We start from the raw sequence: 18,505 nt of genomic DNA, 5'->3' as shown, positions 1-18,505 counted from the left end.
ATACTTTGGATTTTATTTTGGATTCAGTGGCGGACACGGGATTACATTTTCATGCCCTTGCCCGTTTTCTTCTGCGGCTTCTCCTGCTGCTGTTGCTGGCGGGCGTCCTTCGGGTTGGTCTGACCTTTCTGCAACGGCTCTCTCAGATTCTTTGTAGCCTCGTTGGTCTTGCCATCGTTGTTCACCGCCACCTGCGTGCGGCTCTCGTTGGACGGAGCAACCTGCTGTGCATTGTCAGGGTTCGTGTCGTAGCGGTACGGGCGTCCCTTCTCCGGGTTGAACTTGATATACATCGTGGCATGGAAGCCCTGCTTGTCGGTCACGTTCTCCAGCTTCACGGCTTTACCCGCCACATAGTCGGCTTTCTGCTGGTCGGTGAAGCTCACGCCGCTCCATTTGCTGATGGGGCGGATGCTGCCGTCCTCGTTCGTCCACGTGTTGCGGCGTTGCTCCTTCTTGGTCTGTGCGGCATTTTCCCCGCCCTGCGCCTGACTTTTCGATGTGTCGCCTTTGGTTTCCTGTGTCTGTGCGGTACGGGGCGACTTGCCGGTTCCCGGCACGAACTCCACGCCGCGCTGCTCCACGTTCACTTGCAGGGTGGTGACGAACTTTCTGCCGTCGTTGCGCTCGATGAGCTTGTCGCGTACGGGCAGTCCGGCGCGGAGCATGTCCCGCTCCTGCGTGGTGATTTCCGTCTTGCCGATGCGCTCCGGGATGCGCACCCTGCTTGCCGGAATGTCCGTGATTTCATTCGTCTTGCGGTCGATGCTGATGTAGGAGGGGATGATCTCGCCCGTTTCCCTGTCCACAATGTCCACGACCCTACCGAGATTGCCCGTTTCGCGGAGGTTCTTCCGGTCATTGTCGGAGAATTTGTGTTCCTTGTACTCATCCAGCTTCTGCTCCTTGCGGATGAAGTGCGGCACGAGGCTGATGTTTCCCTCACCGTCCTTCTTGAAGGAGAGGCGGGCGTCCAGCTCGAATGATTCGCCGCCGAAGGTCGGTTTGACCTTTACCAAGTCGGACTTGCCATAGTTGAGCATCTTCGTAAGGTCGCCGGACTTTTCAAGGTTGTCCCGCTTTACGCCCCATCTGTCCTCCAGCTCCTGCCAGTTGATTTTACTCTCGTCGATGGGCTGGTAGCCACGTTTGCCCTGCATCTGTTCGGATTTGTCCTGTTGCTGTTCTTTCCGTTGTTCCATGTTCTCCTGTTTTTGAGGTTCTTGTTTCTCTGTCTGTTGTGCTGCCATCTCTTCCTGCACCTTCTTCTCATAGTCGGAGGTGTCCACCTTGTGAGGGGCGAGCAGCTCCTTGTTCGCTTCGGGGTCTTTCAGCAGTTGCTTCATCACCTCTAAGAGATTTTCAGCTTGGTCTGCCGCAATGCGGTAGAAACCGAAGCGGCTGGGTTCCTTGCACTGCCGGAAGAAGTTCTTGAAGAAGTTGTCCAGCACGTCGCCATGTCGGTCGAATTGCAGGAAACTCTGCGCGTTCTCCGCTTTTGCGGGGGTGCGCTTGGGTGTGCCGTCCGCGTTCAGCCCGGCTACCACGCTGATCTCGCCTGTCTTCTCGTCACGGACTACCAGCACGTCCTTTTCGTCTTTTTTCTTTGCCATCTGAAAAATGTTTTAATGGGTTATTTATGAAAGAAATTATGGATACGAGCCTTGTAGAAGGCTATATCTTCCTTTTTGAAGTCCTTGATATGGTTGGAAAGGAATGTCAGCACGTCCTCCTCGCTGTAATAGGTCTTCTTGCCCAGCGTCTTGTAGGGCAATGCGCCTACGCTGCGGTAGCGTTGGAGGGTGCGTTTGCTTATCTGGAGCAACATGCACAAATCCTGATTGTCGAAAAGGCGGATGCTTTCCGTGATAGTGGGCTGTTTCCCCTCAGCCTTCATCGCCAGCAGCAGTTCGTCCTGACGGTCGAGCCGTTCCATCAGCTTCTGCATCCAGCCCTCGAAGTTGTTTCGTGTGAGCAGTTCCATGACCTATGTCCTCCTTCCTTTTGGTTTGCCGCCCGTGCGCAGCGTGTGGTTGTGGAACAGGGTGTCTATTGTCCCTTCCTCGTTCCTTACTGTGTTGTCCTCCAATAGCCGCAGTATCTCGGAAAGGCGGTAGCGGCAGCTTCCGCGTACCACCACATACTCGATACGGTGGTCGGTGCGCATACGCTGCATGGTGCGCTTGCTCACGTTGAGCATCTTCGCCGCCTGTGCCGTGTCAAGCAGCTTGTCTTCGGTTTCCCGCTTCCGTTTCTTCTCGTCCCTTGCCTCGCGGATGTACCCTGCGATGTTCGCAATCTGCGCCATCATCTCCTTGTAGGCGGAACTTTCCATTGTTATCACTTTCATGTTCAGTCCTTTCTTTTTGTTTCTGCGACAAAATTCGGCAATAAACAAAAGGGGCTTTAACAACTCACTACGTGACTCACGTAAGATTTTTGCGGAAGATGGCTCCGTAACCCGGTCAAACGGCGCAACAGGCAGCCTTTCAGCGGAAAACGATACGTCTTGTATGCCGTTTCGTTACCTTTGCGGCAAACTCTAAATGACATGAATATGGAAATAGTATCTATCGAGAAAAAGACTTTCGAGATGATGGTGGCGGCATTCGGCGCACTCTCGGAGAAGGTCGCCGCCCTGAGGCGCAAAAGCGACACGGGGCGCATGGAAAGATGGCTCACGGGCGAGGAGGTCTGCGGGCAGTTGAGAATAAGCCCGCGCACGTTGCAGACGCTGCGTGACAGGCGGCTTATCGGCTACTCGCAGATAAACCGCAGGTTCTATTACAAGCCAGAGGAGGTGAAGCGGCTGATACCGCTTGTCGGCACGCTCTATCCGCACGGCAGATGATTTGATTTATTCACCCACTGAATCCGAAGTTATGATGAACGAGAACAACGATGTTTTTACGATGGAAGACGAGCCGATAGCCTCTGTGGTGCAGGATATGCGCAAAGGCTCGAAATGGCTGTCCGCATTTCTGGAAAGCTACCGTCCTCCGCTGGACGGGGAACGTTACCTGACGGACGGCGAGGTGTCGGAACTGCTCCGTGTGAGCCGGCGCACCTTGCAGGAATACCGCAACAACCGCGTGTTGCCCTTCATACTTTTGGGAGGGAAGGTGCTTTACCCGGAAACGGGGCTGCGCGGGGTACTGGAAGCGAACTACCGCAAGCCGCTGGAGTGAGGCGGTTTCATGAAAAAGTAAACGGGTGACACCTTTTGTGGTGCTACCCGTTTACTTGTCTTATGGGGTATGTGCAATCAGCAATACCCGGCTTTTCCGTTCTGTATGAACATCACGTATGTCTGCCGTTTCTCTTGTGAGAGTGCCTTTCCCACCAGCCATGTGCGGAACAGGTGGGTGTTGTAGGTATTCACCCTGAAAGCGACCGGGATGATGATTTCAAGGGCGTACACGTCCGCGTGCAGCCCGTTTTCAAGCTGCATGTAGCGGCACACCTCGTAGTCGTTCAGCACGTCCGACTTGCGGACGGCTCTGATGGCGGCGTTCACTGCCGGGACGGTCGTATGGAACAATCCGGCTATTTCGGTGGCGGTCATCCACACGTCGTTACCGGTTACGCTGACTGCCTTGTCCTCGATGATGATTGTGTCACGTTTCATGGCTTTTCTTTTTAGATGGTGCAACCTGCAAATTCCTCGACGCCGTTCAATCTTGCGGCAAGGTTCTCCATGTCCTGATTGAGCTTCTCTTTGGTTATCTTTGCGTAAATCTGCGTCGTCTTTATGCTCTTGTGTCCGAGCATGGAGCTGACCGTTTCGATGGGAACACCGTTGGAGAGGAATATCGTCGTGGCTGCCGTGTGGCGGCTCTGATGCCACGTGATATGCTTGGTGATGCCGCAACGCTTGGCGACGGCACGGATACCGGCAAGGCACGTGTTATAATGCGGAACGGGAAATATCCTGCCGTCCCCGCACAGTCCCCGGTATTTGCCGATTATGCGGTTGGCGATGTCGAGCAGGCGGATGTTGGACACCACGCCCGTTTTCTGGCGGTTGATGTTTATCCACTCGTGTTCGTCGAAGTAGGTGCGGATATTCTCTTCCGTAAGGTTGCGCATATCCGCGAACGACAGCCCCGTGAAGGCGCAGAACAGGTAGAGGTCGCGGTACAATTCCTGTTTGGCGTTTTTCAGTTTCCCCTCCATCAGCAGGCGGATCTCATCTTTGGTCAGGAAACTGCGTGTTGTTTCCTCCTTCTTGATTTCATACTCGCGGAACGGGTCGCGCGTCAGCCACTCGTTGTTGATGGCGATGAATACCATCGTCCGTAACGGGCAGACGTACAGCCACACGGTATTGGTGCAGCAGTGCTTGTCCGTGCGCAGGAACATCTCGAAGTCGGAGATGAAAGCCGGGGTAAGCTCTTTTAGGGCGATGTCCTTCACATGGTAGCGGATGTCGAGGAACTCTTGCATGTGCTTGTAAACGGTGCGGTACTTCAGCAGCGTGCCTTTGGCTTTCATGCCTGCCTCCACCTGCTTCTCGTAGTCCTCGTTGTGCTGGCGGAACACCTGCATCAGCGTGTGGTAGCGGTGTTCCAGTCCGAGAAAGGCGTTCTTCACCTTCTCCGCCGTGACGAAGTTGTCACGCTCCATGATTTCCTGATAATGCCTGTTGATGCGTACCCGCATCTTGTCAAGCATACGGTTCGTTTCGAGTGCCGCCGTGCTTCTGCCCGTGACACGTCCACCTTTGGTGTCCCACAGTTTCGGATCGACAGTCAGTTTGCAGCTGAACTGTGTCTGGCTGCCGTCCACCGTGATGCGTCCCATGACGGGAACTGTCCCGTCCTTTTTCACTACCTGACGCTTGAGGTAGTAGATTACTGAAAATGTACTCTTCATTGTCCTTAATTTTTGGGTTTCAAAATTAGTTGGTGAAGAGTCCGGTGTTGGTACGCAAAACGGGGAGGAACGGCGCAATCTTTTTCCGTAACCTGATTTTTCGCATGAGTTATGGATAACTCACTATTCCTTAGAGCCTTGTTTCGCTATTCGTACCCGTTTGTCGCATTTTCGGGCATGGTTACGAACAAGTAACGTAGCGGCGTCAGGATTTGGCTTCGGCAGGGATTGTAATGGCTTCACGGATTATCGCCACTTCAACCAAAACCCTTGTAACTCAATTCTATCACTATATCTTTCCGCATTTCACTTTTTTGTAGTAACTTTGCACTATAAAGTTACAACAGTTTTCGCTAATCGCCAAATTTACAGACACTTACAATTCGTAGAACTCACGTTAAGGTAAGGCGTGAAAGTGTGTATGCAGTGCGTAACAACTTCTTTTTGTGTAATTGAATGATACAGATATGATTAGGAATTCACTTCTTCTTATAGAATAGATTGCGAGCATGTCACAAAATGCAAAAGTGATAATATTTCTGTTATACGAAATAAATTGTATACATATAATAAAGCAATATTGTAAAGACTTTACGTTTAACATGGAACTGATAAATGGACAGACTGACCGGTGAACAGCGCCACCACTGCATGGCTGCTATACGTGGAAAGGATACCAAGCCTGAAATATTGGTGCGGAAATTCCTTTTCAGCCGGGGCTTCCGCTATCGGCTCAACCATCCACGTCTGCCGGGTCACCCGGATTTGGTGCTGCGTAAATACCGCACGGTCGTCTTTGTGAACGGCTGCTTCTGGCATGGTCATGAAAATTGCAAATACTTCCGTCTGCCTAAGACCAACATAGAGTTTTGGCAAAAGAAAATCGAGCGGAATAGGGAGCGTGATAAAAAGGAGCAATGTCAGCTCGCTGCGATGGGCTGGCACTGCATCACTGTATGGGAATGTCAGTTAAAACCTAAAATCCGGATGCAGACATTGGAGTCATTGGCATACACATTGAATCATATTTTTCTTGAAGACCGTAAGGTGAAAAAGTATGAAATGCAGGAAAGTGATAATAATCTTATGGTGGCAGAACCGGAACCTTTATATGGAAAGGAGGAGAAAGCGAAGAAACAATAGCGTGAAACATCAACTGAAACATGTTCGTTATAAGCCAAAATGATGAGTTATTTTTCTCGTTGTTGTCTTACTGATGTGTCTCTGTCATAGTATCATAACAATATTGGACGAATAATGTCAGAGTCGGATATTATAATAAGTATACACTCAAAATAAATTGCCATCATATTGTTTACTGTTCTGTATCTGAATTTAAAAGTCCGAAGTGTGAGTGTGGCTTGCTACACTACCGATGAGACTTTGGAATGAAACCCTGAACAGCGCATAGGATGATGACAAAGAGATATATAACATATGGGTAATTTTATAATATCGCTTGATTTTGTACAGTTGCTTAAACGAATCTTTAAAATGAACATCACTTTATAGAGTCGTAGAACTCTTTTATATCTTCATCGTTGATGATGTATGACACCTGAATATTCTTCTGTGCTATTTTCTCAAGCTGTTCTATTTCTTTCACAGTCCAAGACGCATAATTCTTTAACTGTGCAATTATTGAATGAGTCTGTTTAAAACTATTACTGTTTTCCAAATCCAGTATCAGTTTCTCTTTTTCTTTATTCTCTATGTTCACTGTACCGACATCCTGGCTCGTCTGTTCTCTTTTATTTTTATAATGTATGGACATCAGTTTTTCGTTTGACACCGTCTGGTCTATAATGGCTTTCACCAAACAGTCTAACTCAGAACCATACGTATAATCAGCCGGTGCAAAATATTTAATTCTCTTGTCTTCCATCATTTTATACACTTTCCTTTTATCCTTGGTCTCAGGATTGTATACTCCGATGGAATGCCCGCAATTCGTGTTTACAAGTTTCATACACGGAATATCCGTATCGCTGTCTCCTATATAAATCATGTTACGGAAGGGAATCCGTATATCTTCAGGTGCAAAGTAATCGTTCACACCAAAATCGTTGACGTCTAATGTCCCTTTTTCTATTCTGAAAAGGAATTGTGTCTTGCTTGTGTAATTGATTACTTGCGCCGGCCATTGAGCAACTCCGTCCTTATCATAATAAAACGAACTGGCGTAAATCTTCTCAAACTTCGATGCCACTTTTGTCCCTTCAATCATTTCTTTCAAGCCTGATGAAATAATGTAATGCTCTACAATGACACCTTTCTGTTTTCCATACTCCTTGATACGGTCAAACCAGCTCTCAACACCGGGGAACAATTTCACTTGTCCTCCGTAGTCCATCAAAGTCTTTTTGTTGAATATGAATCTCCCATGTGCTTTCTGAATCATAGTAAACATATAGGCAAGATTCTGGTCCATCTCGTTTTCTTCTGCTAAACCGTTAGACTCCTTCCAGAAAGATTCAATCTCGTAACCTACAGATTGGATATATCCCTGTGCCTGCATGTCATCAGGAGACAATGTCTTGTCAAAGTCGTAGCAAATTGCCACAACAGGCTTGTCTTCCTTATTCTTTCTTATAAATTGTTTGCCCATATAGATGAAACTAAAAAAATGAGGCACAATTTTGCAATCATGCCCCATTCCTTATTATTAATTACGATATTTATTTCACTTCCTCAAAGTCCGCATCCTGAATGTTGTCATCGTTTTTCGCGCTGTTGTTCTGGGTCTGCTGGTCAGCCTGTGCGTTCTGGTTAGGCTGTGCGCCCTGATACATCTGTGCGCTTGCGTTCTGCATAACGGTGTTCAGGTTGTTTATGGCGTTGTCTATTGCTGCCACGTCACCGTTCTTGTGAGCGTCTTTCAGTTGCTGGAGAGCGGACTCAATTGCCGGTTTCTGGTCTGCCGGAATCTTGTCGCCGTTGTCCTTCAGGAAGTTCTCGGTGGTGAATATCATCGAGTCTGCCTGATTCATCTTGTCCACGCGCTCGCGCTCCTTCTTGTCAGCCTCGGCATTCTGTTCAGCCTCTGCCTTCATGCGGTCAATCTCCTCCTTGCTCAGACCGGACGATGCCTCGATGCGTATTGCCTGCTCCTTGCCGGTGGCTTTGTCCTTTGCGCTAACGTTCAGAATACCGTTGGCGTCGATGTCGAACGTCACCTCAATCTGCGGAACACCGCGACGTGCCGGAGCTATGCCCTCAAGGTTGAACTGACCGATGCTCTTGTTCTGCGACGCCATCGGACGCTCACCCTGCAGTACGTGTATTGTCACTGCCGTCTGGTTGTCCACTGCGGTGGAGAATGTCTCGCTCTTCTTGCAAGGTATTGTTGTGTTGGCGTCGATGAGTTTTGTCATCACGCCGCCCATTGTCTCTATACCCAGTGTCAGCGGAGTGACGTCGAGCAGCACGATGTCGCCCACACCGCCTTCCTTGTTGAGGATTGCGCCCTGTATGGATGCGCCCACTGCAACCACCTCATCCGGGTTCACACCCTTTGAAGGCTCTTTGCCGAAGTAGTTCTTCACGAGTGTCTGGACGGCAGGTATACGGCTTGAGCCGCCGACGAGTATCACTTCGTCTATCTGCGATGTTGAGAGCTTGGCGTCTCTCATGGCGTTCTGGCACGGAACGAGGCATGCCTGTATGAGGTCATGAGCCAATTGTTCGAACTGCGAACGTGTAAGAGTCTTCACGAGATGTTTCGGCACACCGCCTTCGGCAGATATGTACGGCAGGTTGATTTCCGTAGATGTTGTGCTCGAAAGCTCTATCTTGGCTTTCTCGGCAGCCTCTTTCAGACGCTGCATTGCCATCGGGTCCTTGCTCAGGTCGATGCCCTCGTCTGCCTTGAAGCCGTTTACGAGCCAGTCTATTATCACCTGGTCGAAGTCGTCACCGCCCAGATGGGTGTCACCGTTTGTTGAAAGAACCTCGAACACACCGCCTCCGAACTCGAGGATAGATATATCGAACGTACCTCCACCAAGGTCGAACACGGCTATCTTCATGTCTTTGTTTGCCTTGTCCACACCGTAGGCAAGGGCTGCCGCAGTAGGTTCGTTCACTATACGGCGAACGTTGAGACCCGCAATCTGTCCTGCCTCCTTTGTAGCCTGACGCTGAGAGTCGGAGAAGTATGCCGGCACTGTGATGACCGCATCCGTCACTTCCTGTCCCAGATAGTCCTCTGCGGTCTTCTTCATCTTCTGGAGTATCATCGCCGAAATCTCCTGCGGAGTATACTTACGTCCCTCAATGTCCACACGCGGATAACCGCCTTCGTTCACAACGCTGAACGGAACGCGCTCTGCCTCTTTCTGGCTCTGTGCGTAGGTCTCGCCCATGAAGCGTTTTATAGAGTACACGGTGTTCTTAGGGTTGGTGATAGCCTGTCTCTTGGCAGGGTCGCCCACCTTGCGCTCACCGTCTTTCACGAATCCCACAACCGAAGGAGTGGTGCGCTTGCCTTCGCTGTTTGTTATCACTACAGGTTCGTTGCCTTCAAACACGGCAACGCAAGAGTTCGTAGTACCTAAGTCGATTCCAATAATCTTTCCCATAATATTTATCTTTTTCTTGTTATTATTCCAATTTAATGTTATCTTTGGACAGTCGTCCGCTGTCATAATAACAAATGGCATGCCAAATGTCGGAAACGCTGCGGTTGTTGGCAGATTATATGACAAAATGACATGTTTTGAGATGGTATTCGTACCGTCCGTGCGCGCGGATTTCATTTGATGAGAGCCCTGTGTTGCTGGCTTGCCACGCCGCCTTACTGTTGCCGCCCAACTCGCTGAGATTCGGCTGTACGAAAAAATAAATTCTCTGTCTGGCTCTGCGCGCGTATTTTGCAGTTTGTGTAAGATGTTGATAATGTGTGGTTTATGTCATCTGTGCTTGCGATATGCCCTTTTCTGCCGCGCCAAAAAGCCCGTTCCGGCATGCGGAAGAGCCTCTTTCATGTGGTGGCGGAGCCTTTATCGGTGTGCGGAAAAGCTGTATCAGCGGTGCGGAAAAGGCTCTTCTGCAAGTCTGACAGCATTAACAGGCGTCGCCGTATGTATATTTATGCGCTTCAGATGCGTTTTTAGGCGTCCGCACTTTCCGGTTTGCTATTTTCTGCTGTCAATATTTTTTACCGTCAGGAGGCTTTCCGCCGTTCTTCCGTGTGCGTCGTCCGCTCCCGTGAAAGCGGTGACGGGATGATATCGGATGCGATTGGTGTTAATGTGTGTTAATCATGTTTAGAAATCGATTCCTCATACGTCTCATATAAAGAGAGGCATAAGAACGGTGCCATGTCCGGTGTGACGTCATGCCGCTGCCTTTCTCCTGATATATACGAAAGTCGGGTGTAGAGATGAATAAGAACGAATAAACACAGCCATACCAGAGTGGAGCAGAACGATTTTGAAAATATCGCCGCCGCAATAAGGGCGAAGGTGCTTGGCGTAGCCCGTCACTACGGACTCTCCGAAGAGGAGGCTGAGGACGCTGCGCAGGACACAATGCTCAAGCTTTGGGCGATGCGCGACGAGCTCGACCGTTACCGCTCGGTTGAGGCTCTTGCCGTAAGCATTGCCGCGCATCTCAGTGTTTCGGTGCTGAGGAGGCAGCGTCCAGTTCCGCTCGATGGCAGACCGCTCATCACCGACGGCTCTCCGGGACCCGACACAAGGCTCGAGATGGCTGAGAACGAGCAGTGGCTGAGCCGGAAGCTCGCAAGACTGCCGTCGTCAGAATATCAGGTGCTGCATCTGCGTCAGGTGGAATGCAAGACCAACGGTGAGATAGCAGCCATAATGGGAATAGCTGTTTCGTCTGTGGCGACACTCCTATGCAGGGCGCGCCAGAGACTATTGGAAGACATCAGAAAAAGAAAAATAATAAACGGACGACACTTATGACAAACGAATTTGAACACATAAAACAGCTCACGCGACGCTTCATGGACGGACAGACCACCATTGAGGAGGAAGCGCGCCTTGCCTCTTACTACCGCACGCACGACGTGCCCCGTGAGTGGAGAGTGTATAAGGAGATGTTCGCATATTTCGATGCAGGCATGCCGCTGGGGCAGGATAAGGTTGCCGCCTGCCTCTCGCGCCGTGCCCGCCGTGTGTGGCTTGCCGTGGCGGCTGCGGCTGCCGTAGCCTTGCTGATGGTCATGGTGCTGCCACGGGGAGAGGCTCCGGAGGCTCCTGTCAGGCAGCCCGTCGCGATGAGCGTGGAGCCTGTGCCTGCCGACAGTGCGGAGTCTGCCGAGGCTGACACGTCAGACCTGCCTCCTGCACGCCCTGTGCGCAAGCCCGAACGACGCCGCGTCTCACGCTATCGCTACAAGCCCGCGCCGCCCAAAGTCTATCTGACGGAGAACGTTGTGCCTGAGACACGGGTGCCTGCCGACTCCATCGCTGCCGCCGAAAGGCTGCTTGCCGAGAAGCTGCGCGCCATAGAGGCGGTGAGCGAGGCACTCCTGCGCGATGTCGGGACGCTCAACAAGGTGAAGGCTCTTGAGATGGCTGGAGTGAACTATAACGACGGACAGGACGGTGGAGACGGTGCGTCAGACGCCGGCGAGATGTACTGACGCTATTGATAAAACGAACAATAATCTGTCAAACAATAAAAAAACATACATATATGAATGCAATATACAGACTGTCAGCCACGCTGACGATGGCGGTTCTTGCGATGTCGGTCTTTGCGCAACAGCACATCGGCAAGGCAATAGACAAATTCCTGCAGGACAAGAAAAGTCACGAATACATCATATCCAATAATAAAAATAATGAATATGTGCCCGAAGCGGGGAAGAACGCCATGTTCCACGAAATACGCTTCAGGCTCATACGCGCTGACATAGACAAGCTGGAACGTCTTCGCAAGGCGTTCCTCACCGACAGCGGCAAGGCATATTTCATAATGATGAAGGATGCCGGAAGCGGCAGCGGTGAGACTTGTAATATAGCATTTGGTGCCGATATCTCCAAATCATATACATTCGGGACACACTACGACCGCAACTACATAGTGCTAAACTTCAGGGACGATTCCGACACCACATGGCGTTGGAGCTATGCCTTGGTGTGGTATGAAGAGAAGGTGAGGGACGGCAAGGGCGAGCACAACTATTACTCGGGCTCCATACACATCATATACAGCCGCGACCCGAAGGCGAACAAAGAAAAGAAAGAGAACGTTGCGGTGCGCACAACAATATTGCCTGACGGGACGGTGGTGACATACAACAACGAGAACGACACCAAAACGGTGATATACAAGAACGGAAACATCGTGGATGACGGTTCAGACGAGCTGGGCGATGTGAACAGCCAGTCCAAGTTCCTCGACCTTTTCGGCAATCTGCGCTCTGTGTTCATGGACGCCGTGCGCGAACATTCAGGAATTGCCATGGAGACAACCATAGCCAACAGGATGCTCAGTCTGTGCAAGAGCAAGGGTAGTCTGCTGTCGAAGGACGAACGTGCGCTGTGCCGTACAACGCTCACCGACATGTCGTCAGAAACGTATGACAAATACGTGAAAAGCCTGCTCAAAATGGCAGCGGACGCGCTGAGATAATCAATATTTTCATAAAAATGTTTCTTCATCAACAGAAAGGGGCTGCCGTGAGGCAGGCTCCTTTTTCTTTTGTCTGCTGTGTGGCATGGCGGGGCGTTCTCGTGTGGGTCGCAGCATTCGCCGTACGGTGACAGATGTAAACGGCTTTTCCAGTCCTACGGTGCGTCCTCTCCGTACCGCCCCGGCATGGACACGGCTCTGTCTACGTATGAAAAATAAATGGAACTATTCCTTTTATTTATTTTGTTCTGCGCCCGATTTGTCTTATCTTTGCATAAGATAAGATGATATTCGGCAGCATCAAGCCGGGCAAAACTCTGTTTCGCAGCCTTGCTTATGCACTCGCCTTGCATTATCTTTGCTAATATGAACAACATGACAGACAACAGTGTGAAGTGGAGCGAGAACGTCATCATAGCCGATGCAGGCTATATCGACCGCGTGGCATTCAATCTTATAGTCAATTTTGAGCGCATGATAGGCAGGCGCATACCTAAGGCTGACATGGCGAGATGGATAGACTGCGTGGCTCTCGACGGCGGAGTGCGCGAGGGAGACAACCACGTGCAGGTGGTGCTCATACACGACCGTGAGCATGCCGTACTGGAAAATTTCGCTCCGGGCAATCTTGCCGGCGAGCTCAGCGGCAAGGCTTTCAAGGACAATCTCGGCGAGTTCTCCATCTCGGCATTGCCAGTGGAGGACATCGTAAGCCGCGACGACTTCTTCGCCGATGTGGTCGAGGCAGTGTGTGCCGGTAAGGAGACAAGGCGCATAATGATTGTCCCGGATGACAGTCGCGCCGCACTCTACGACTGTCTGTGCCACATCCTCCGCCGCGTGGACGACGAGAAGCGCGTCACAATGTTCGCCATGCAGCCCATGCCCGGCGGCAATTTCAGACAGGAAATACTCGGCTACTCGCTCATGAGTGCCCTTGGCATAAGGTCGGACGAACTGAAGTGACATGCCGGACGTTCCTTCCGGAGTCAGTTTGCGGATTCCTGCAATGTCCGGCATGGATGTTCATTATTCATAAATTGCTTGAAAACAACTAATATCTGAGAAAATATGGGAAAAGTGTTAATGATTGGCGCGGGAGGCGTTGCCACCGTAGCTGCGTTCAAGATAGCTCAGAACGCCGATGTGTTTACAGATTTCATGATTGCCAGCCGCACTAAGTCGAAGTGCGACAAGATTGTCGAGGCAATAGGAAATCCTAATATCAAGACAGCTCAGGTGGACGCCGACGACGTCGAACAGCTCAAGGCTCTCATGAACGACTACAAGCCTGAGCTGGTCATAAACCTCGCGCTGCCTTATCAGGACCTCACCATCATGGAGGCGTGCCTTGCTTGCGGATGCAGCTATCTGGACACGGCGAACTACGAACCGAAGGATGAGGCTCACTTCGAATACTCGTGGCAGTGGGCTTACAAGAAACGCTTCGAGGACGCCGGACTCACTGCCATACTGGGATGTGGCTTCGACCCGGGCGTGACAAGCATCTTCACGGCTTATGCCGCAAAGCATCATTTCGACGAGATACAGTATCTTGACATCGTCGACTGCAACGCCGGCGACCACCATAAGGCTTTCGCCACCAACTTCAATCCGGAAATCAACATCCGCGAGATAACCCAGAAAGGACTTTACTGGGAGGATGGCAAGTGGGTGGAGACCGAGCCTCTCGAGATACACAAGCCGCTCACCTATCCGGAAATCGGTCCGAAGGAGAGCTATCTGCTCCATCATGAGGAGATAGAGAGCCTCGTGAAGAACTATCCCACGATACGCCGCGCGCGCTTCTGGATGACTTTCGGACAGGAGTATCTCACACACCTGCGCGTCATTCAGAACATCGGCATGGCAAGCATCGTGCCCATCGACTATGAGGGAAAGAAGATAGTGCCGCTGCAGTTCCTCAAGGCTGTGCTGCCAAACCCGCAGGATCTCGGTCAGAACTACGAGGGACAGACAAGCATAGGATGCCGCATACGCGGACTGAAAGACGGCAAGGAGCTCACCTATTATATATATAACAACTGCTCGCATCAGGCTGCCTTCAACGAGACAGGCATGCAGGGAGTGAGCTATACCACAGGTGTGCCGGCAATGATAGGTGCCATGATGTTCTTCAAAGGGCTGTGGCGCCGTCCCGGTGTGTGGAATGTCGAGGAGTTCGATCCCGATCCTTTCATGGAGCAACTCAACAAACAGGGACTTCCATGGCATGAGATCTTCAACGCGGATCTTGAACTCTGACACTCCTCAGCCTGCATTTTTCATCGCACAACCCAACGCACGCCTGCCCCGGACAGCCTCTTCTGACGGCAGACTGTCGCCGGATCGCGGCGTGCGCCACATTCATTCATAATTGAAAACAGAACCTAAATGGCAAAGGAAAAGGAAAATACGGGCGCTGCCGCCTCAAATGAGGGCAAGCTGAAAGCTCTTCAGGCGGCAATGTCGAAGATAGAGAAAGACTTCGGTAAGGGGTCTATCATGAAACTTGGTGACGAACATATAGAGAACGTCGAGGTCATCCCGACAGGAAGCATAGCCCTTGACTCGGCTCTTGGGGTGGGGGGCTATCCGCGCGGACGAATCATTGAGATATACGGACCGGAGAGCTCCGGTAAGACAACGCTTGCCATCCATGCCATTGCCGAGGCGCAGAAGGCTGGCGGAATAGCGGCTTTCATCGACGCGGAGCATGCTTTCGACCGCTTCTATGCGGCTAAGCTGGGCGTGGATGTGGACAATCTGTGGATATCGCAGCCCGACAACGGCGAGCAGGCTCTCGAAATAGCCGACCAGCTCATACGCTCTTCGGCTATCGACATCATAGTCATCGACTCCGTTGCCGCGCTCACTCCGAAGAAGGAGATAGAGGGCGACATGGGTGACAACAACGTCGGATTGCAGGCTCGTCTGATGAGTCAGGCGTTGCGTAAGCTCACATCCACCATCAGCAAGACCAACACAACGTGCATCTTCATCAACCAGTTGCGTGAGAAGATAGGCATGATGTTCGGCAATCCGGAGACCACAACGGGCGGCAACGCGCTCAAGTTCTATGCCAGCGTACGCCTCGACATCCGCAAGGTTACGGGCATTAAGGACGGCGACCAGATTATCGGCAACCTCGTAAGGGTAAAGGTTGTGAAGAACAAAGTGGCTCCTCCGTTCCGCAAGGCGGAGTTTGAGATAATGTTCGGAGAGGGCATCTCAAAGGTAGGAGAGATTGTCGACCTTGGCGTGGAGTGCGGCATCATCCAGAAGAGCGGCTCGTGGTATTCTTACGGAAGCTCCCGTCTGGGACAGGGACGTGACGCCACCAAGTCACTGCTCAAGGACAATCCCGAACTCTGCGAGGAGCTTGAAGGCAAGATAATGCAGGCTCTCGCCGAGAAACAATAATGCGGCGGCGAGACCGGAAACGCAATACAAGCGGCAGGCATGGTTCAGACTGTAACGTCGGACATGCCTGCCGCTTTTGTCTTATATATTGAAAAGATTTCGCAATACAGTCCAAATGACAATTATTATTAATGTTGCGTATATGGCAACTCTACCATACAATGTTTTGTAAAGTCTCGGATGACGTTTTTGATTCTGCTGAGAATAAATAAGTAACAGTAAATATGGAATGGACAGTGTCATTAACAGATTGTGGCTGCATGCCGCAGTTATGTCAAGATGCAGCAGGTCGTGGATGGCTCTTTGTGAGCCGCAGCCGGGACATTTTATGTTTGTGACATACCAAAACGGACATTTTGGAAATAGCGGACTTGCTGTCGGGTCTATAAAAAAATATACGACAGTCATGCCTGCCGCAATTATCAGAATGGTCGTTTTTCCCATTTAATAATCTGTTGTCATAAGTATGGAATTAGAAGAATTCCTTATAATACACTAAGAACTGCACTTAATATACATAATCCGGCTATACTCCAGAAGCTGATTTTCACCCACATCTCGGCTTTTCTGCTTGCTTCGTAAGCACCTTCTTCATCTCCACGCGACAGTCTTGTGCTTACCTTAGATGCATATATAATGCTGATGACGCCACATGGAAAGCAACAGAAGAGAGTGACAAGTATCGCTTCTGTCATCCATGTCTTAGGAAAAGTGTTTTGTCCCATCATCGTTTTTATTTTAATAGATTGCTTATATATGTAAAGTTGTCAGATTGTTTTTACAAAAATATACAATTTATAGGTAATGGCAATTCTTGTTCTGTTAATTTATATGAATATGAATGTCGGCTTATAATTCTGTATTTGTGATTTATGTAATTTGATTATATCAGCCTGTTTGCAGGCTGATAATCTTTATTCTGTGTGTTCCGGAATACAATAAATGTGTCCGACAACTTCGTGAAACGTTGTCAGACACATTTATTATGTACAGTAAGCTTTCAGCTTTTTTCAATAGTCGGCGTTCTGCGGGTCGAAGTTTGTCCATCCGTCGAGCCATGTGTCGCCGGCAGCGAAAGCACCGATGTAGTCCACTGCTGTGCATCCGTTGAGTATGGCTTCTGTGAACGATGCCGCACCGATGAGCGGGCTGCCTGCTGCGGGGATATATCCTGTCCGGTCGAACCATCCGTCAGCCGAGTCGAAATGCCTGTTGTTGTTCGCAGCCAGTTCGAAGAACGTGTGGGCGAAGGAGTTCTTTGTGTTGTCAACGGTGCCTGTCTCATAGTCGTAGAGACCGTCCTCGTATATCTTGTTGAAGTCTGTTCCGAGCACGTCCATGCCTGCGAACCATATGTTGTTAAGCTTCAGTGTGCCTGCGGTCGCTGCTCCCTGGGTGTCGCCCTTCTCGTTGTCGAGTATCAGACCGATGGGCCATCCCACTGCCACAGAGTTGAAGCAGTTCAGGTGAGAGTTGCGTCGTATGTGCATGGCTGCCTGAAAACGTCCGAGGCTTGAGCCGTTGTTGGGATACACAGAGCCGCCGTTGATGTAGTCGGAATTGTTCTGGAACGATGCGTCTACAGCCTTCGGACCGATGAAAGTCACGTTGGAGAACACTGCCGAAGTGAACGGCGAGCTTGTCGAGCCGCTTGCGTTGTTGTCGCTCTCGAAGCCGTTGCTCTGCGACGTGTCGGCTATCTTGGAGTCGCGTACTGACAGTGCGAACTGCACGTTGCCGCTGAATCCGTTGTCCGTGTCGAAGTCGTCGTCCCATCCTCTGTATGCCACGAGATACTTGCAGTCCACCGTTCCGCCGAACCACTCGTAAGAGTCGTCGTTAGAGTAAGACACCTGCACGTGGTCTATTTTCGTTCCGCTTCCTATCGAACCGAGTGTAAGGCCGTTTATCTCCTGGTCGGTCTGGAAGGGATATCCTGCGAACTCTATGCGCACATAGCTCAGAACGCCGGAGTTGTCGCTGTTGTCCGATCCGCCGTGCTTGGTGCGCGGACCGCCCTCTATCTGCATCTCGGTGTTGTTGTTCACCGCTCTTCCGCAGAGAATCACGCCTCCCCAGTCACCCGGACGGCGGTTGCCTTTAGCCTCCTCTGATGTGAAGACGATGGGCTCCTGCGCTGTTCCCTGTGCGATGAGCTTGCCGCCGCGCTCTGCTATGAGCGAAGCCTTTGTCTGCTTGTCACCCTTTATTATCGTGCCCGGCTCTATTGTGAGTTCCGCACCGTCGGCTATGTACACCCAGCCTTTGAGGATGTAGGTGCCTTTCTTTATGGTCTGCTTGCCTGTGAAGACAAACTCCTGGTCGCCGTTGCCTATCTGCCTGCCGTTGTCGCTTACGTTGGCGTCGCCGTCGGCAGTGAAAAGGATGTGGTCGCAAGCCTTTAATCCGCCGTCGGTAGACCATGTCACGTCGTTCTTTTCGGTTTCTTTCCCGTTGTCATCATCGTCGCCGCAGGCACAGAATGTGAACGATGCGGCAAGGATGCCGAGGCATCCGTAGAATTTGAATTTGTTCATAATGCTTGTTTGGTTAAACATAATTATTAATTGTATGAATGGTTGTCATGTTGTTTTATGAT

At 50.8% G+C, this 18,505-nt stretch carries 19 protein-coding genes; 9 read left to right on the top strand and 10 right to left on the bottom strand.

The window, feature by feature from the left end; genetic code table 11:
* Positions 1-41: 41 nt before the first annotated feature.
* The 3 genes from BN4609_RS07690 to BN4609_RS07680 are packed head-to-tail and all read right to left on the bottom strand — an operon-like array spanning position 42 to position 2,413.
* Entirely contained in the window at positions 42-1,613 is a 1,572-nt protein-coding gene (locus tag BN4609_RS07690) for a DUF3945 domain-containing protein (RefSeq protein WP_004291455.1), read from the bottom strand.
* Between the two features lie 20 nt (positions 1,614-1,633).
* Positions 1,634-1,984, bottom strand: coding sequence for a helix-turn-helix domain-containing protein (locus BN4609_RS07685; RefSeq protein WP_004291454.1), 351 nt, complete (start codon positions 1,982-1,984; stop codon positions 1,634-1,636).
* 3 nt (positions 1,985-1,987) lie between these two features.
* Complete coding sequence (locus tag BN4609_RS07680) at positions 1,988-2,413, bottom strand: helix-turn-helix domain-containing protein (RefSeq protein ID WP_004291432.1); 426 nt, start codon at positions 2,411-2,413, stop codon at positions 1,988-1,990.
* 138 nt (positions 2,414-2,551) lie between these two features.
* Between BN4609_RS07680 and BN4609_RS07675 the strand changes: the two genes are divergently transcribed.
* Both BN4609_RS07675 and BN4609_RS07670 read left to right on the top strand, forming a co-directional pair.
* Positions 2,552-2,851: a helix-turn-helix domain-containing protein gene (locus BN4609_RS07675; RefSeq protein ID WP_004291426.1), complete on the top strand. Its 300-nt coding sequence runs from the start codon at positions 2,552-2,554 to the stop codon at positions 2,849-2,851.
* 31 nt (positions 2,852-2,882) lie between these two features.
* Positions 2,883-3,188: a helix-turn-helix domain-containing protein gene (locus BN4609_RS07670; protein ID WP_004291424.1), complete on the top strand. Its 306-nt coding sequence runs from the start codon at positions 2,883-2,885 to the stop codon at positions 3,186-3,188.
* Positions 3,189-3,265: 77 nt separating this feature from the next.
* Here BN4609_RS07670 and BN4609_RS07665 read toward each other — a convergent pair whose 3' ends face one another.
* Both BN4609_RS07665 and BN4609_RS07660 read right to left on the bottom strand, forming a co-directional pair.
* Positions 3,266-3,628, bottom strand: coding sequence for a hypothetical protein (locus BN4609_RS07665; RefSeq protein ID WP_004291423.1), 363 nt, complete (start codon positions 3,626-3,628; stop codon positions 3,266-3,268).
* Positions 3,629-3,639: 11 nt separating this feature from the next.
* The gene (locus tag BN4609_RS07660; RefSeq protein WP_004291422.1) at positions 3,640-4,875 is read right to left on the bottom strand and encodes a site-specific integrase; all 1,236 of its coding nucleotides are present in this window, start codon (positions 4,873-4,875) and stop codon (positions 3,640-3,642) included.
* A gap of 615 nt (positions 4,876-5,490) precedes the next feature.
* On the opposite strand from BN4609_RS07660, the gene BN4609_RS07655 reads away from it, so the two are divergent.
* Positions 5,491-6,018, top strand: coding sequence for a very short patch repair endonuclease (locus BN4609_RS07655; RefSeq protein ID WP_068856012.1), 528 nt, complete (start codon positions 5,491-5,493; stop codon positions 6,016-6,018).
* A 358-nt stretch (positions 6,019-6,376) separates the two neighbouring features.
* Here the strand turns inward: BN4609_RS07655 and BN4609_RS07650 are convergent, their stop codons facing one another.
* Both BN4609_RS07650 and dnaK read right to left on the bottom strand, forming a co-directional pair.
* Positions 6,377-7,483 (bottom strand): HAD family hydrolase, encoded by a 1,107-nt coding sequence (locus BN4609_RS07650; protein WP_068856011.1) that lies wholly within the window; start codon positions 7,481-7,483, stop codon positions 6,377-6,379.
* A 70-nt stretch (positions 7,484-7,553) separates the two neighbouring features.
* Entirely contained in the window at positions 7,554-9,455 is a 1,902-nt protein-coding gene (dnaK, locus tag BN4609_RS07645) for a molecular chaperone DnaK (RefSeq protein WP_021992785.1), read from the bottom strand.
* A gap of 837 nt (positions 9,456-10,292) precedes the next feature.
* On the opposite strand from dnaK, the gene BN4609_RS07640 reads away from it, so the two are divergent.
* The 6 genes from BN4609_RS07640 to recA all read left to right on the top strand — a co-directional run bounded on the left by BN4609_RS07640 (position 10,293) and on the right by recA (position 15,906).
* Complete coding sequence (locus tag BN4609_RS07640; protein ID WP_068856009.1) at positions 10,293-10,805, top strand: GFO_1088 family ECF-type sigma factor; 513 nt, start codon at positions 10,293-10,295, stop codon at positions 10,803-10,805.
* Positions 10,802-11,488 (top strand): PG0215 family putative anti-sigma factor, encoded by a 687-nt coding sequence (locus BN4609_RS07635; RefSeq protein ID WP_068856007.1) that lies wholly within the window; start codon positions 10,802-10,804, stop codon positions 11,486-11,488. The genes BN4609_RS07640 and BN4609_RS07635 overlap by 4 nt, the downstream gene beginning before the upstream one ends.
* Before the next feature lie 53 nt (positions 11,489-11,541).
* Positions 11,542-12,483, top strand: a complete 942-nt coding sequence (locus BN4609_RS07630; protein ID WP_068856005.1) for a hypothetical protein — start codon at positions 11,542-11,544, stop codon at positions 12,481-12,483.
* A 366-nt stretch (positions 12,484-12,849) separates the two neighbouring features.
* Entirely contained in the window at positions 12,850-13,449 is a 600-nt protein-coding gene (locus tag BN4609_RS07620; protein ID WP_068856001.1) for a DUF6621 family protein, read from the top strand.
* Positions 13,450-13,554: 105 nt separating this feature from the next.
* On the top strand, positions 13,555-14,748 hold the full coding sequence (locus tag BN4609_RS07615) for a saccharopine dehydrogenase family protein (protein ID WP_068855999.1): 1,194 nt from the start codon (positions 13,555-13,557) through the stop codon (positions 14,746-14,748).
* A gap of 129 nt (positions 14,749-14,877) precedes the next feature.
* Positions 14,878-15,906, top strand: coding sequence for a recombinase RecA (gene recA, locus BN4609_RS07610; RefSeq protein ID WP_021993175.1), 1,029 nt, complete (start codon positions 14,878-14,880; stop codon positions 15,904-15,906).
* Positions 15,907-15,987: 81 nt separating this feature from the next.
* Here recA and BN4609_RS17240 read toward each other — a convergent pair whose 3' ends face one another.
* The 3 genes from BN4609_RS17240 to BN4609_RS07605 form a co-directional block, all read right to left on the bottom strand.
* Complete coding sequence (locus BN4609_RS17240) at positions 15,988-16,314, bottom strand: DUF2752 domain-containing protein (RefSeq protein WP_368407916.1); 327 nt, start codon at positions 16,312-16,314, stop codon at positions 15,988-15,990.
* 77 nt (positions 16,315-16,391) lie between these two features.
* Positions 16,392-16,601 carry a CD225/dispanin family protein gene (locus BN4609_RS17235; RefSeq protein ID WP_368407917.1) on the bottom strand — a complete coding sequence of 70 codons (210 nt, stop codon included), beginning with the start codon at positions 16,599-16,601 and terminating at the stop codon, positions 16,392-16,394.
* Between the two features lie 315 nt (positions 16,602-16,916).
* Complete coding sequence (locus BN4609_RS07605) at positions 16,917-18,443, bottom strand: beta-helix domain-containing protein (RefSeq protein WP_206196542.1); 1,527 nt, start codon at positions 18,441-18,443, stop codon at positions 16,917-16,919.
* Positions 18,444-18,505 lie beyond the last annotated feature (62 nt).

It is taken from the genome of Leyella lascolaii (assembly GCF_900079775.1).
Lineage (GTDB): Bacteria > Bacteroidota > Bacteroidia > Bacteroidales > Bacteroidaceae > Prevotella > Prevotella lascolaii.
This window is presented reverse-complemented; position numbering and strand designations above follow the sequence as displayed.

Bases quoted from the DNA above. Each gene is read 5' to 3' on its own strand.
- BN4609_RS07690 (WP_004291455.1), bottom strand. From the start codon at position 1,613: ATGGCAAAGAAAAAAGACGAAAAGGACGTGCTGGTAGTCCGTGACGAG.
- BN4609_RS07685 (WP_004291454.1), bottom strand. From the start codon at position 1,984: ATGGAACTGCTCACACGAAACAACTTCGAGGGCTGGATGCAGAAGCTG.
- BN4609_RS07675 (WP_004291426.1), top strand. From the start codon at position 2,552: ATGAATATGGAAATAGTATCTATCGAGAAAAAGACTTTCGAGATGATG.
- BN4609_RS07670 (WP_004291424.1), top strand. From the start codon at position 2,883: ATGATGAACGAGAACAACGATGTTTTTACGATGGAAGACGAGCCGATA.
- BN4609_RS07665 (WP_004291423.1), bottom strand. From the start codon at position 3,628: ATGAAACGTGACACAATCATCATCGAGGACAAGGCAGTCAGCGTAACC.
- BN4609_RS07660 (WP_004291422.1), bottom strand. From the start codon at position 4,875: ATGAAGAGTACATTTTCAGTAATCTACTACCTCAAGCGTCAGGTAGTG.
- BN4609_RS07655 (WP_068856012.1), top strand. From the start codon at position 5,491: ATGGACAGACTGACCGGTGAACAGCGCCACCACTGCATGGCTGCTATA.
- BN4609_RS07650 (WP_068856011.1), bottom strand. From the start codon at position 7,483: ATGGGCAAACAATTTATAAGAAAGAATAAGGAAGACAAGCCTGTTGTG.
- dnaK (WP_021992785.1), bottom strand. From the start codon at position 9,455: ATGGGAAAGATTATTGGAATCGACTTAGGTACTACGAACTCTTGCGTT.
- BN4609_RS07635 (WP_068856007.1), top strand. From the start codon at position 10,802: ATGACAAACGAATTTGAACACATAAAACAGCTCACGCGACGCTTCATG.
- BN4609_RS07630 (WP_068856005.1), top strand. From the start codon at position 11,542: ATGAATGCAATATACAGACTGTCAGCCACGCTGACGATGGCGGTTCTT.
- BN4609_RS07620 (WP_068856001.1), top strand. From the start codon at position 12,850: ATGAACAACATGACAGACAACAGTGTGAAGTGGAGCGAGAACGTCATC.
- BN4609_RS07615 (WP_068855999.1), top strand. From the start codon at position 13,555: ATGGGAAAAGTGTTAATGATTGGCGCGGGAGGCGTTGCCACCGTAGCT.
- recA (WP_021993175.1), top strand. From the start codon at position 14,878: ATGGCAAAGGAAAAGGAAAATACGGGCGCTGCCGCCTCAAATGAGGGC.
- BN4609_RS17240 (WP_368407916.1), bottom strand. From the start codon at position 16,314: ATGACTGTCGTATATTTTTTTATAGACCCGACAGCAAGTCCGCTATTT.
- BN4609_RS17235 (WP_368407917.1), bottom strand. From the start codon at position 16,601: ATGACAGAAGCGATACTTGTCACTCTCTTCTGTTGCTTTCCATGTGGC.
- BN4609_RS07605 (WP_206196542.1), bottom strand. From the start codon at position 18,443: ATGAACAAATTCAAATTCTACGGATGCCTCGGCATCCTTGCCGCATCG.